This window comes from Shimia sp. R9_3, assembly GCF_017743755.1.
Taxonomy (GTDB): Bacteria; Pseudomonadota; Alphaproteobacteria; order Rhodobacterales; family Rhodobacteraceae; genus Shimia.
This window is the reverse complement of the sequence record NZ_JAGHRP010000001.1, coordinates 702,624-716,013: the sequence shown is the minus strand read 5'-3', so window position 1 is coordinate 716,013 and position 13,390 is coordinate 702,624. Positions and strand designations below refer to the sequence as shown.

Genomic DNA, 13,390 nt, shown 5'->3' with positions numbered 1-13,390 from the left:
CCGCCTGCGCTCAACCGAGCAATGCGCGGCGCATCAGGTTGAGCGAGGCGATCAGCAAAACGACGAGTGTGGCCTGTCGGAAGCGGCGTTGGTCGATGCGATCAGAGATACGCCCCCCAAACCACATGCCCAAAATGGCAGGCAAAACCAGTGCGAGCGACAGGGGGGCGGTTTTGCTGGTCAGCACACCTGAGCCGATATGGGCAAAGAGCAGCACAACCGAGCCCAACCCGTAGATCACGCCCTGAATGCGCATCTGCTCGGATTTCTCGGTGCCAAGTGCCGTCAGATAGGCCACCGTGGGCGGCCCCCAAACACCAGAGATGCCGCCAATTGCCCCCGCAACGCCACCGACCACCATCTCGCCACGTGCTGTTGGCTTTGCGATGGTGATGGAACGCCCCATCAGTTGCAGCAGAGAAAACAAAAACACCGGCACACCGATCACCAACAGCAAAACGTCCCCGGGAAGAATGCGGACAAACTGCGCGCTGATCACCATGACAGCGCCACCCGCCATCAAAAATCGCCGAAAACGCTTAACCGACCGCCAAGCCGCCGCACGCCCCTGACGCAACGCCTGCATGCTGTTGGTGGCCAATGTGGGCAGGATCAGACCGGCCAAAGCCAGCTCCGGGGCGAGGAACGAGCTTAGTCCCGAGATCAGGACCATAGGCATGGCAAACCCGACCATCCCTTTGATAACTCCCGCCAAAACAGCGATTCCCGCGCAAAGTAGCCACGCAACGGGCGGTAGGGTTAGAATGTCGAAATCCATATCTTCCTATAGTGCCTGACATCCTGTCGGGCAAAGATTTGACACGAAATAAACAATCAAAACGCAACGTCTTCTGGCATTTTTGTTGCGCTGCACCTGCAAAACAAATATGCACACTGCAGAAACAGAGGATATTGCAACATGGCCCATGATGGACAGGATTTGACGATGGCGACTCCGGTGATTCTTCCCGATCTTCTGAAATTGACCGGCGCGGCTGTGGCCCCGGTTGAAGCCATTTTGGAAACCGCCGTTGCGCGCGTGAAGGAAACTGTCTCCGAAGACGGCCGTGTTTCCGGCAAGCTGATTGAGGAAAACCAGACTGCTGCACATGGCCTGAGCTGGCTCGCAACTTACGCGCAATCGCTGAAACAGATGCAGGCTTGGGCAGAGAAGCTCAATACAGACGGCAAGTTTGGCGAGATCGAACAGATCATTCATCAGATCGCGTTTGGCGAATACCTCTGGCAGGTGTATGGCGGCATTCCGATGAGCCAGGGCGAGATCATTCGCCTGCAAGACCTCGGCCTAACGCAAGACGAAATGCGTGGCCTGATGGCGCCGGATGTGATGACCCTCTGCACCGAGGGCAACAGCCAAGCGGCGCGTATGCGCCTTGTAGAGCTGATGCAGGAGCAGGCGGCAAACATCACTGTTGGCACTTCTGGCCTTGATGAAGAGCTGGAAATGATCCGCGAACAATTCCGTCGCTTTGCGGTGGATCGCGTCGAGCCAAACGCCCACGAATGGCACCTCAAAGACGAGCTCATTCCAATGGAAATCATTGAAGAGCTTGCCGAAATGGGCGTGTTTGGCCTGACCATCCCGGAAGAATACGGCGGGTTTGGCCTTTCCAAAGCTTCCATGGTTGTGGTGTCTGAAGAACTGTCTCGCGGCTATATCGGTGTGGGCTCGCTGGGCACACGTTCCGAGATCGCGGCTGAGCTGATCCTATGCGGCGGCACCGAGGAGCAAAAGCAGAACTGGCTGCCGAAACTGGCGAGCGCAGAGATCCTGCCAACCGCTGTGTTTACTGAGCCAAACACCGGGTCTGACCTCGGCTCCCTGCGCACCCGCGCGGTGAAAACCGAGGACGGCAACTGGGAAGTGACCGGCAACAAAACCTGGATCACCCATGCGGCGCGGACCCATGTGATGACCCTGCTGGCACGTACAAATCCTGACAGCACCGACCACCGCGGTCTCTCCATGTTCCTGGCGGAAAAGACCCCTGGTACCGATGAGAATCCCTTCCCGACCGAAGGCATGACCGGCGGTGAGATCGAGGTGCTCGGCTATCGTGGCATGAAGGAATATGAGCTGGGCTTTGATGGTTTCAAAGTCAAAGGCGAGAACCTTCTGGGTGGCGAAGAAGGAAAAGGTTTCAAACAGTTGATGGAAACCTTCGAGTCGGCACGCATTCAGACTGCGGCCCGCGCAGTGGGTGTGGCACAGGCCGCGCTGGACGTGGGCATGCAATATGCGATCGACCGCAAGCAGTTTGGCAAATCGCTGATCGCCTTCCCGCGTGTGGCAGGCAAGCTCGCGATGATGGCCGTGGAGATCATGATTGCCCGCCAGCTGACCTATTTCTCTGCCTGGGAAAAAGACCACGGCCACCGCTGTGACCTTGAAGCGGGTATGGCGAAGCTGCTGGGCGCACGTGTGGCCTGGGCAGCAGCGGATAATGCGCTGCAAATTCATGGCGGTAACGGCTTTGCGCTGGAATACACCGTGAGCCGCATCCTGTGTGATGCGCGTATTCTCAACATCTTTGAAGGTGCGGCTGAAATTCAGGCGCAAGTGATTGCAAGACGTTTGCTGAGCTGACACCCGCTCTCAGTTGGACAGCAGACCCGGCGCGGCTCTCCCTCGGAGCCGCGCTTTTTTTTGCGCCCGTTAACAAAGTCGCTGATTCGCAAAATCCGCAAAAATCGCGTGTTCGGTATCGCGTCGGTATTGCGTCTGTATCGCGGAGGTGCCGATTTCGGTGATCTTTTCGCAGGTGCAGCAATAAACACACCGCACGTTGTTGCGTGAAATGGCGCAACATTTGGTCACACTCCCTTTGTGCCTGTTGCAGTGCAGCATTTGCGCTCCTACGCTTCCATCATGACAAAGCGACTTTCACAGCAGGATTGGCTGCAGGCGGGATTTGAAGCGCTCACCGAGGCTGGGCCGGCCGCCTTAAAGGCCGAGCCACTGGCACGGCGGCTTGGCACAACCAAGGGTTCCTTCTACTGGCACTTTGACGATGTACCGGGATTTCACGCCGCATTGCTGGCGGCCTGGGCAGACTATGCCGAAGCGGTGATCACAACCCAGCGGGAAGACACAGGTACGGCTGTGCAGAAGCTGCGCGATCTGGCGCAGATTGCCGAGCAAGAGACAGACAGCGAGACCGCCCTGCTTGAGCCAGCGATGCGGGCCTGGGCACGGGACAATGCAGATGTGGCCGCTCAGATCACAGCGGTTGATGAGGCACGCATGGGCCACATCAAGACCCTGCTGTCGGAGATTGGCCTCACCAACCCGGAATTGACCCGCTTGCTCTATGGCGCCTTCCTTGGCATGGAGACCCTGTCTGCGCATGATGGTGTGCAGAATGGCCCGGCTCTGGGCACATTGGTTGATTTGATTTTGGCATTGCACGAGGCGGAATGATGCGGCGGATTGCTTGGGTTTTGGCAGCGGGTTTGGGCGTGGCCGCCTGCGCAGCGTCTGAGACGGTGACACAATATGGTGGCGCCGACTACACTTGGCAGCTGCTAGAGATCGACGGCATGGCTGTTGACTATGAAGCCAGCCTCTTGCTGGAAGAAAACGGCCGGGTGATGGGCCAAGGGCCCTGCAACAGCTTTCTGGCAACGCAGGACGCGCCCTACCCTTGGATCAACATCAAGGTGGATGTGGTAGAACAGATCTACTGTCCGGACATCGACCGCGAAGAGGCCTATCTGACCGCGCTGCAGGAGATGAGCCTTGTGGAGGTCTCTGGCCCCACACTGGTGCTGAGCAATGATGCCGGGCGGGAGATGGTGTTCAGCGGGCTGACAGCTGACGCGCAAACCGATCAATAAAGCGCGCGCGCGCATCCGGCAGCGGCTTGTGCCCCAGATCGGGGGCGAGCTTTTCTGACAGGAAGTAGCCCGTGGTCGCCAGCGCGGCCAGCACCTCCTCATCTGGTGCGCTGCCTTCCCCGCGCATGACGGGTGTCAAAGGCAGCAGCCTGTCTGCCCACTCTCCCGCGCCTTTGGCAGAGACCGCGCGCCCTGATTTGGGCGAAACATAGACCAGCGCGTCAGAGCTGCCTGTGACCGCACATGAGGTCAGATCAAGCCCGTAGCCGAGCTCCGTCAGCAGCGCCATTTCCCAGCGCAGATAGGCCAGCGGCCAGAGCTCGTGCTGCCCCAGCAGATCCAGTAGCTGCACGCTTTGATGATAGAGCGCCGGGTGCGGTTCGCGATCTGGCAGGCAGAAAGACAAAAGCGCCGTCACCGCATTGAGCCCGGCCAGTGAAAAGCGGTCACTCAGCACCGCCGCGCGGGAGCGCAGCGGCTCTACCGAATAGGTGCCAATATGATCTGACAGGCGCGCGCGCCATGTGAGATCAACCTGCCCGCCAGGTTGTAGGATGGGGGTCATCTTGCGGCTGATGCCACCGCGCACGATGCCTGCATGGCGGCCCTGTGTCTCGGTGAAGGCCTCCAGAATGACCGAGGTTTCCCCGTGTTTTCTTGTGCTGAGCACAAAGCCCTGATCACGCCAGTCCATCGCCCTATCCTTTGGCTCAGAAAACCGCGCAGAGGGCAAAAAGGAAAGCCCATTCCAGCTTCATTCTGCCAAAAATACTCTGGGGAGATCACAGCTTTGCTGTGAGCGGGGCGAAGCCCCTGTCACGCTCAATCCGACAGACCCGGCTCATCCAGCAGGTGGCGCCCCTGGCGGTCCTCAACCTCGATCACCCAGGCGTCCGGATCAAAGCTGCGCTGACGGGCCAGCGCCGCATCCACCTCAGCCTCATCGCCCTCAGACAGCACAACCCATTTGCGCTCCCCGCTCATGAGATCAAAGCTGCGCTGAAACACCGTAGCTTTGCCATCCAGCGTGTTGAGTTTCACCAGAACCGCGCCCGCCGTGTCATCGCCATGGGCCACAACAAAGGCCGGGATGTCCGCCAGCCGGAGCCGCGCAATATAGGCGTGCACCCAGAAATCAGCGGTCAGGCGCATGGGCGCTCCTTCAGGCGTTGCCGTCTTTGAAATCGAGACCCATTTCGGAATAGCGCTCTTTTTCCTCAAGCCAGTTCGGGCGCACTTTCACCTGCAGGAACAGGTGGATACGACGGCCCATGAACTCTTCAAGCTCTTCGCGAGCGGCTTTGGAAACCGCCTTGATGGTCTCACCCTTGTTGCCCAGAACGATGCCTTTGTGCCCGTCACGCATCACATAGATCATCTGATCTACGCGCGCGGAGCCGTCTTTGCGCTCTTCCCAGTTCTCGGTTTCCACCGTCATCTGATAAGGCAGCTCCTGATGCAGACGCAGGGTGAGCTTTTCGCGGGTGATTTCGGCGGCGATCATGCGCATGGGCAGATCGGCGATCTGGTCTTCGGGATAGAGCCACGGGCCTTCGGGCAGTTCTGCGGCCAGCCATTTGCGCAGATCGGCGCAGCCGTGGCCTTTCTCAGCGGAGATCATGAAGGTCTCAACAAAGGTGAAGCGCTCGTTGAGGTCTTTGGTCAGGGCCAGAAGCACATCGGATTTCACGCGGTCGATCTTGTTGATCGCCAGTGCCACTTTGCGGCCCTCTGCGATCTCTTCCAGCTGCTCCAGAATGGCTTCGACACCTTTGGTGACGCCGCGATGCGCCTCCACCATCATCACGATGACATCGGCATCCGCAGCCCCGCCCCAAGCGGCGGCAACCATGGCGCGGTCGAGACGGCGGCGCGGGCGGAAGAGGCCGGGCGTGTCGACAAAGACAATCTGGCTGTCGCCTTCAAGCGCCACACCCCGGATGCGCGCGCGGGTGGTCTGCACCTTATGGGTCACGATCGAGACCTTCGCCCCCACCATCTGGTTGGTGAGCGTGGATTTGCCCGCATTGGGCTCTCCGATCAGGGCAACGAATCCGGCGCGTGTGGTCATGTGAATGCCTTTGTGAGTCAGCTGTGGCTGGTTAAGGGGCGTCTGTAGCGGAATTTGCGAGCTGGGGCTAGAGGCATAAGAACAGGGCAGCGCCTAACCGCGGGTGGGCTCAAACCACGTATGTGTGTGGCAGTTTATGTTGCGACATGTCTGTGACGTGGATTTAGGCGTGACGCTTCAAAAGCGCCTGCCCTTGCGGGCGGTCAGGCGCTGGCCCGGCGGCGCAAGCGCCTTGGCTCCGGGCCTAACCGCTCACCTTTTCCAAGAGTGCCTTTGCGGCGGCCTGTTCTGCTTTGCGCTTGGAGTTGTCTGTCGCCTCAGCCGATGCGCCATTCTCTAGCTTGGCGGCAATGGTGAAGACAGGCGCGTGGTCAGGGCCGGAGCGTTTGACCAGCTCATAGCGCGGCGGCGGCAGTTTGCGCGCCTGCGCCCATTCCTGCAACGAGGTCTTGGGGTCGCGTGCGTCGGCCTCGACCGATTTCACACGGTTGCCCCAGAGGCGCAGGATCAGCGCCTTGGCGACTTCAAAACCCGCGTCGCGATAGACTGCGGCGATCACCGCCTCCATCGCGTCGCCCAGAAGCGCCTGTTTGCGGCGGCCTCCGGACATCATCTCGGAGCGGCCCAGCTTCAGCGCAGCGCCCAGATCAATCTCGCGCGCCACGTCGGCGCAGGTTTCCTTGCGCACAAGCGCGTTAAAACGCGGGGCGAGCTGACCTTCGGCGGCGGATTTGTCGTGCTCCAGCAAGGCTTCGGACATGACAAGGCCGAGCACCCGATCACCCAGAAACTCCAGCCGCTGGTTGTCCTGCCGTGTGGGCGAGGACATGGAGGAGTGGGTGACCGCGCGCACCAGAAGATCGGGGCGGGAGAATGTGTGCCCCAGTCGCGCTTCAAGTGCCTTGAGTTCCGCTGCGAGTTTCACGTGACCCTCACTCAATCCCTTTGAAGAAACGATCCCCGCGCCATGTCCAGAAGGCAAACATGGAGCGCCCTGCGGAGGAGAACATCACCCGGTCGGCGCGGCCGATCAGGTTTTCATATGGCACAAAGCCCACCCCACGCGCAGATTGCGGCACGCGGCTGTCGGTGGAGTTGTCGCGGTTGTCCCCCATGAAGAAGTAGTGGCCTTCGGGTACGGTGTAGATACCGGTGTTGTCGGACTGCTGGTTGGTGATGTTGAGCGTGGCGTAGCTCACACCGTTTGGCAGGGTCTCGATATAGCGCGATTTGGCGCAGATGCCGCCATCCCCGACGGGACCGTTTTCACAGCGCGGGCGGTGGCCTTGTGGGCCTTGCGGGCCGTATTCCTCGCGGAAGACCCCATCGGCCTTGCGCTTCACCGGCACGCCGTTGAGGTACACCACGCCATTTTTGATCTGCACCCTGTCACCGGGCACCCCGATCAGGCGCTTAATGAAGTCATAGCCGGTCACCGGATGGCGGAAGACCACAACATCGCCGCGCTCAGGCTCGCCGCCCAGCAGACGGCCATTGTTGCCGCCAAGCCAGCCGCAGAGGTCTTCGGCGTCGATATTCACGCCCACCGCAGGGATGCGCACCGACGGGCAGGAGGCGTAGGAATAGCCGTAGGTCATCTTGTTGACGAAGAGGAAATCCCCAATCAGCAGCGTGTCTTTCATGGAGCCTGACGGGATCCAGAAGGGCTGAAAGAACAAGGTGCGGAAGACACCGGCAATCAGCAAAGCCCAGAAGATCGTTTTGATGGTCTCGACAATGCCGCTTTCGCTTTTGGCTTTTTCCGCCATGGGGAATGCTCTCCGCTCGTTCTGCCAGTGTTTTTTGGTCTGAGTTTACATGCGGGCGCGGGCGCGAGGTGTCAAGCAGACTGTCCTTGCGGCGCCGCAATTGGGCGGGCTTCGATCACCACAAAGGCCTGTGCCCAAGGGTGATCATCGGTCAATGTCACATGAATGATCGCCTCATGGCCGGGCGGGGTCATCTCTGCCAGCCGCTCTTTGGCCCAGCCGGTGACCTCCATCACGGGCTGCCCCGTGCGCATGTTTTTGACCGCCATGTCTTTCCAGCTGATGCCCATGGCCAGACCTGTACCCAAGGCCTTGGAGCAGGCCTCCTTGGCGGCCCAGCGTTTGGCATAGGTGCCCACGGTGTCGCGGCGGCGCTCGGCCTTGGCCTGTTCCACCTCGGTGAAAACACGGTTTTTGAAACGGTCCCCAAAGCGCTCAATGGTGCCGGAGATGCGGTCGATGTTGGCAAGATCGGTGCCGATACCAAGGATCATTGAAGAGTTGCGCCTATGTGCCCGGTGGCTTGGTTGAGGGTGAAGGTCAGTCGCGCGCCACCAAAGCTGTCGCTGTCCGGCAGAAAGCGACGCACGTTGATTTCAAAGACCAAGCCAACAGCCGGATCATAGCTGGCCTCAAGACTGGAGAAATCGGCACCAGAGAAGCCGATACCCTCCGCCATCGACACAGTGCGGCACTGTCGACCACCGACTTCATCATAGGGCGGCGAGAGCACCAGTATATGGAAAGCGCCTGCTGCAGGCTCAATGGTGTCCAGCAGTGCAAGGCGGACGTCGCCATTCGCGAAGGTACGGGTGTTGTTTTCCCAAGGCTCCACAATGGAGTCCGCGCGGGCCTGCCATTCGCATTCATAGGCCTCTTGCGCAGCAGCAACGCTGGCGAAGCACAGAGCCGCGGCGGTCAGTGCAGGTTTGACAATCACTTCAACCCTCCAGTTTTGCGGTCAAAATTTTGAAGCCAGCAAAACCGAAAAACCCGGCAAATGCGAGATCAAAAATACGACTGGCGCGTTGGTAGCCGCGCACGATGGCTGGGGAGGAAAACAGAAATGCATAGCCGATGAAGATCAGGATCGAGCCCACATACAGCAGGCCGAAATAGCCAAAGAGCGTGGCCGGAGTGGCATCCGCAGGGGCAACGATGGCGTATATGGAGGCCCAGCTGAGGATGGCTTTGGGGTTGGTGATGTGGATCGCAGCACCCTTGGCAAAGAGGCTGCGGGCGCTGCCGGAAAAGGGCGTGCCAACGGCGGCGGTTGTGTCTTTGGCCACAGCGCGTTTGAGCGCCTTGAAAGCCAGCCATCCAAGATAGACGGCTCCGGCATAGCGCAGGATTTCAAACACCCAGACATTTGCGAGCATTACAGCAGAGAGGCCAAGTGCGGCGGCAATGCCCCAGCTGGCGGAACCCGCAAGGATGCCGAGCGCAAAGGCCAGTGCTGAGCCGCGACCCGCAGATATGGCGGTGCCTGCGATGCCCATGGTAGCCGGCCCCGGAGAGCCACCGGCCATAAGCCATGCAATCCAGATCGCGATGAACTCAGGAGTGATCATGATTTGTTTGCTTCCAGCTGTGCTAGTTTCATGCCGTGGCGCACTCCAGACGGCAAAAAAACTCTAATCGTCAGATATATAAGTGACACATAAAACACCAAGAACAACAGCCAATACAGAGGCGGTAGCATAGCAAACACCGCTGAGGCGGACAGCCCCCAAATAGGCAATACAGCTGCCTTAAGTGCTGCGACTAACGCCTGTATGCAAATTGCAACTGCGGTCAGTGGCAGTGCATATTTCCACGCCGCCCCTTTGGGCAAAGCCGCGCGAGCTCGTTTTCCGTGCTTCCTCCCCAAATCTTGGGCTGCGGTAGCAGCAGGGAGCCAAAGACTGATACTCGCGAGCCAATCAAGGCGACCATAAATCGCCAACACCATCTCACACACCACCAAGCCTAAAACCCACACGCTATAAAACCGAGCGAAGAGAAGTAGGTCCAACTCCATGGAGGTGTGTTCTGGTCTCATCCCCGTGCCTCATCCATCAGGCGGCGCATTTCCGCGATGGCGGGCTGAAGGCCGCGGAAGATCGACTCGCCAATCAGGAAGTGGCCGATGTTGAGCTCCATGAGCTCTGGCAGCGCCGCGATGGGGCCAACGGTTTCATAGGTCAGACCGTGACCCGCGTGGACCTCAAGCCCCAGTGAATGCGCAAAACGTGCCATTTCCGTAAGGCGCACAAGCTCTGCATCGCGCTCTTCAAAACGGCCTTCGTAGTGGAAGTCACAATACGCACCCGTATGCAGCTCGATCACCTGTGCGCCAATCCGGTTAGCTGCTTCGATCTGGGCCTGATCAGCGGCGATGAAAATCGACACCCGGCAGCCCGCCTCGCGCAGCGGCGCGATGAAATGCGCCAGTTTGTTTTCCTCACGTGCGACCTCAAGCCCGCCTTCGGTGGTACGCTCTTCGCGCTTTTCCGGCACGATGCAAACCGCATGAGGCTTGTGACGCAGGGCGATGGCCTGCATTTCATCGGTGGCGGCCATCTCGAAGTTGAGCGGCACCGAAAGCGCCTCCATCAAGGCATCGATGTCGGCATCGGCAATGTGGCGACGGTCTTCGCGCAGGTGCGCGGTGATGCCATCTGCCCCCGCCTCTTCGGCCAGCTTGGCCGCGCGGACCGGATCCGGGTAAGCAGAACCGCGCGCATTGCGCACGGTGGCGACGTGGTCGATATTCACCCCAAGACGCAGCATGATCTCAGTCCTCATCTCGCTAATGTGTCTGTGGCGACCCTATGCCGGGTGCCGCGCGAGGAAAACCGATTTTTGATCAAAAGATGTGATAGGGTCTTTCAGGATTTACGTGTCTGACTGGACGTTGGCGGCCTGCTCTTCGGCGCGCGCGCGCGCCTTGGCAATGCGTTCTGCAAACTTCGCGGAGCGCCGCTTCTGATAGGCACGGATCACCGGCACAGAGAGGTAATACATGACGGTGGCCGCGATGATGCCCGGGATGATCCCGCCGATCATGTAGGGGTAGAACACCTCGTCATAGAAGATACGCAGGCCCGTCCAATCCGGCACCTCATCGGTAAAAAGCGCAAAGAGATTGTGCCACAAATCTGCGCCTGCATTGGCAAATTTGCCGCCCAGCGAGCTTTTGTCACCGGCTTCAAATTCGGTACCCAAAATGAAGTGGCCGGTTTGCAGAGAGGCCACGCCGATGGGCACATAGGTCAGCGGGTTGCCAAAGAAAGTTGCCAGCAGCGCGGCAAGGATGTTGCCGCCCAGGATGCGGGCCAGAATGGCAGCCACAACAAAGTGCAGCGTGTAAAACGGCGTGAAGGTTGTGAACACCCCGGCCCAGATGCCGCGACCGATGGTTTCCGGCGAACCGGGCAGACGGTGCACACGATATTTGACATAGCGAAAGGCGCGACCCCATCCGCCACGCGGATAGAAAAACTCTCCGAGCACTCGGAGGAAGGGTCTTCTATCGCGGCGTTTGAATACCACCGGGTCTGTCCTCAGTTACGTCAGGGCGCCAGCGCGGAGCGGGCCCTCTCCGGGTTTCTGTAGCGTTCAATCTCGGCCACGTCGGTTTCCGCTTCCAAAGCCAGCATCAGCTTGTGCAGATGCTCAGCATCGCCGAGGTCCACACTTATCAGGAGGCGGTAAAAATCCGGTTTCCGGTCAACGAACTCGAGGTCAGAGATATTGGCGTTGTTCTCGCCAATCAATGTGCAAATACGCCCCAGTACGCCCGCGTCATTGCCAATGGTGACAAAGAGCTGCACCGCATAGATCGGTTTGTGTTTGCCAGCATGCCAATGCAGATCGAGCCAGCGGTCGGGCTGGTCTTCGTAGTTGGACAGCGAATCGCAGTCGATGCTGTGCAAGACCACGCCCTGACCGCGGTAGGTGATGCCCACAATGCGCTCGCCGGGCAGCGGCTGGCAGCAGGGTGCGCGCTGAAAGCTCTGATCCGCGGACAGACCAATCACAGCACGTTCCGCACCAATTTCATCGGCCTCGGAGGGGGCAAGATCGGGGTAAACCGCCTGCAGCACCTGCTGCGCGGTCAGCTCGGCAGAGCCAAGGCGCGCAAGCACTTCATCGCGTTCTTTCAGGCGCAGGTGTTTGGCGGCCATATCCAGCACTTTGTCGGTGGATTTCTTGCCCACATGCTCAAAGGCGGAGCGCGCCAGCTCCGAGCCGAGCTTCACAAAGCGTTCGCGGTCCATTTCCCGCAGGGCGCGGCGAATCGCTGTCCGGGCTTTGCCGGTTTTGGCCATATCGAGCCAGGTCGCCTGCGGGACCTGCCCTTCCGCGGTGATGATCTCCACCGATTGGCCGTTCTTGATGCGGGTCCAGAGCGGCACGCGACGGTGATCCACTTTGGCACCAACACAGGCGTGGCCGATCCGGGTGTGGATCGCGTAGGCAAAATCAACCGGGGTGGCACCACGGGGCAGCTTCACCACTTCGCCTTTGGGCGTGAAACAGAAGACCTGATCGGAGTACATCTCAAGCTTCACAGCTTCGAGGAAGTCTTCGTGATCCTCCTCGGCGTCAAACTGTTCGGTCAGCCCGGAGATCCATTTCACCGGATCAACGGCAAAAGGGTTCTCGCCACGCACACCGTCTTTGTAGGACCAATGCGCCGCCACACCGGATTCGGCCACATCATGCATTTGACGGGTGCGAATCTGCACCTCAACCCGGCGGCCGTTGCGGCCTGACACAGTGGTGTGGATCGAGCGGTAGCCGTTGGATTTCGGCTGGCTGATATAATCTTTGAAGCGCCCCGGCACCGCGCGCCAACGCTGGTGGATCACACCAAGCGCACGGTAGCAGCTGTCTTCGGTATCGGTGATGATGCGGAAGCCGTAGATGTCGGATAGGCGGGAGAAGCCCTGATCCTTTTCCTGCATCTTGCGCCAGATCGAATAGGGTTTCTTGGCGCGGCCAAAGACCTCGCCGGTCACATTAACGGCGGCCAGTTCCTGGCGCATGTCGGCGGTGGTTTTCTCGATGACGTCGCCGGTTTCTTTCTGCAGCGTCACAAACCGGCGCATGATCGAGGCGCGGCCATCAGAGTTGAGCACCTTGAAAGCCAGATCTTCCAGCTCGTCGCGCATCCACTGCATCCCCATGCGGCCAGCAAGAGGCGCATAGATGTCCATGGTTTCGCGCGCTTTCACAGCCTGCTTTTCAGGGCGCATGGCCTTGATCGTGCGCATGTTGTGCAGGCGGTCGGCCAGCTTGACCAAGATCACCCGCAGATCCTTGGACATTGCCATGAAGAGCTTGCGGAAGTTCTCGGCCTGTTTGGTCTCGGAAGAAGACAGCTGCAGATTTGTCAGCTTGGTGACGCCATCCACCAGACCGGCCACCTCTTCGCCAAAGCGCTCTGCCACCAGTTCATAGGAGGCTTTGGTGTCTTCGATCGTGTCGTGCAACAGCGCCGTGATGATGGAGGCATCATCCAAATGCTGCTCTGCCAAGATGCAGGCGACTTCGATAGGGTGGGTAAAATAGGGTTCGCCGGAATGGCGGAACTGACCATCGTGCATCTCGCGGCCAAACTCATAGGCCGCGCGAATAAGATCATCGTTGGTCTTAGGGTTGTAGGCGCGAATGTGGTCGACAAGTTCGTCAGCAGGAATCATTA

The 13,390-nt window shown here is 59.4% G+C and carries 16 protein-coding genes; 3 read left to right on the top strand and 13 right to left on the bottom strand.

Annotation, left to right across the window (positions count from 1 at the left end; translation table 11 throughout):
* Positions 1–10: 10 nt before the first annotated feature.
* On the bottom strand, positions 11–778 hold the full coding sequence (locus tag J7412_RS03315) for a sulfite exporter TauE/SafE family protein (protein WP_209077073.1): 768 nt from the start codon (positions 776–778) through the stop codon (positions 11–13).
* Between the two features lie 141 nt (positions 779–919).
* Here J7412_RS03315 and J7412_RS03310 point away from each other — a divergent pair, with 141 nt between their 5' ends.
* The 3 genes from J7412_RS03310 (at position 920) to J7412_RS03300 (ending at position 3,858) form a co-directional block, all read left to right on the top strand.
* Entirely contained in the window at positions 920–2,608 is a 1,689-nt protein-coding gene (locus tag J7412_RS03310) for an acyl-CoA dehydrogenase family protein (protein ID WP_209077070.1), read from the top strand.
* Between the two features lie 282 nt (positions 2,609–2,890).
* Complete coding sequence (locus J7412_RS03305; RefSeq protein WP_209077068.1) at positions 2,891–3,442, top strand: TetR/AcrR family transcriptional regulator; 552 nt, start codon at positions 2,891–2,893, stop codon at positions 3,440–3,442.
* On the top strand, positions 3,442–3,858 hold the full coding sequence (locus J7412_RS03300) for an META domain-containing protein (protein WP_209077066.1): 417 nt from the start codon (positions 3,442–3,444) through the stop codon (positions 3,856–3,858). Before J7412_RS03305 ends, J7412_RS03300 begins: the two co-directional genes overlap by 1 nt.
* Here J7412_RS03300 and recO read toward each other — a convergent pair.
* From recO to J7412_RS03240, 12 genes are all read right to left on the bottom strand, one after another.
* The gene (recO, locus tag J7412_RS03295) at positions 3,821–4,552 is read right to left on the bottom strand and encodes a DNA repair protein RecO (RefSeq protein WP_209077064.1); all 732 of its coding nucleotides are present in this window, start codon (positions 4,550–4,552) and stop codon (positions 3,821–3,823) included. The genes J7412_RS03300 and recO overlap by 38 nt on opposite strands.
* 128 nt (positions 4,553–4,680) lie before the next feature.
* Complete coding sequence (locus tag J7412_RS03290) at positions 4,681–5,010, bottom strand: DUF1491 family protein (RefSeq protein WP_209077062.1); 330 nt, start codon at positions 5,008–5,010, stop codon at positions 4,681–4,683.
* A gap of 10 nt (positions 5,011–5,020) precedes the next feature.
* Positions 5,021–5,929 carry a GTPase Era gene (gene era / locus J7412_RS03285; protein WP_209077060.1) on the bottom strand — a complete coding sequence of 303 codons (909 nt, stop codon included), beginning with the start codon at positions 5,927–5,929 and terminating at the stop codon, positions 5,021–5,023.
* Between the two features lie 244 nt (positions 5,930–6,173).
* On the bottom strand, positions 6,174–6,854 hold the full coding sequence (rnc, locus tag J7412_RS03280) for a ribonuclease III (protein ID WP_209077058.1): 681 nt from the start codon (positions 6,852–6,854) through the stop codon (positions 6,174–6,176).
* Between the two features lie 7 nt (positions 6,855–6,861).
* Entirely contained in the window at positions 6,862–7,698 is an 837-nt protein-coding gene (lepB, locus tag J7412_RS03275) for a signal peptidase I (RefSeq protein WP_209059289.1), read from the bottom strand.
* A 71-nt stretch (positions 7,699–7,769) separates the two neighbouring features.
* Entirely contained in the window at positions 7,770–8,192 is a 423-nt protein-coding gene (gene acpS, locus J7412_RS03270) for a holo-ACP synthase (protein ID WP_209059287.1), read from the bottom strand.
* On the bottom strand, positions 8,189–8,638 hold the full coding sequence (locus tag J7412_RS03265; RefSeq protein WP_348540455.1) for a hypothetical protein: 450 nt from the start codon (positions 8,636–8,638) through the stop codon (positions 8,189–8,191). Before J7412_RS03265 ends, acpS begins: the two co-directional genes overlap by 4 nt.
* Position 8,639: 1 nt before the next feature.
* Complete coding sequence (locus J7412_RS03260; RefSeq protein WP_209077056.1) at positions 8,640–9,269, bottom strand: LysE family translocator; 630 nt, start codon at positions 9,267–9,269, stop codon at positions 8,640–8,642.
* Positions 9,266–9,739: an ABZJ_00895 family protein gene (locus tag J7412_RS03255; protein WP_209077054.1), complete on the bottom strand. Its 474-nt coding sequence runs from the start codon at positions 9,737–9,739 to the stop codon at positions 9,266–9,268. The genes J7412_RS03260 and J7412_RS03255 overlap by 4 nt, the downstream gene beginning before the upstream one ends.
* Positions 9,736–10,470 carry a pyridoxine 5'-phosphate synthase gene (locus tag J7412_RS03250; protein WP_247742819.1) on the bottom strand — a complete coding sequence of 245 codons (735 nt, stop codon included), beginning with the start codon at positions 10,468–10,470 and terminating at the stop codon, positions 9,736–9,738. The genes J7412_RS03255 and J7412_RS03250 overlap by 4 nt, the downstream gene beginning before the upstream one ends.
* A gap of 105 nt (positions 10,471–10,575) precedes the next feature.
* On the bottom strand, positions 10,576–11,232 hold the full coding sequence (locus tag J7412_RS03245) for a DUF2062 domain-containing protein (protein ID WP_209059271.1): 657 nt from the start codon (positions 11,230–11,232) through the stop codon (positions 10,576–10,578).
* Between the two features lie 20 nt (positions 11,233–11,252).
* Positions 11,253–13,388: a bifunctional (p)ppGpp synthetase/guanosine-3',5'-bis(diphosphate) 3'-pyrophosphohydrolase gene (locus tag J7412_RS03240; RefSeq protein ID WP_209077049.1), complete on the bottom strand. Its 2,136-nt coding sequence runs from the start codon at positions 13,386–13,388 to the stop codon at positions 11,253–11,255.
* Between the last annotated feature and the right edge of the window lie 2 nt (positions 13,389–13,390).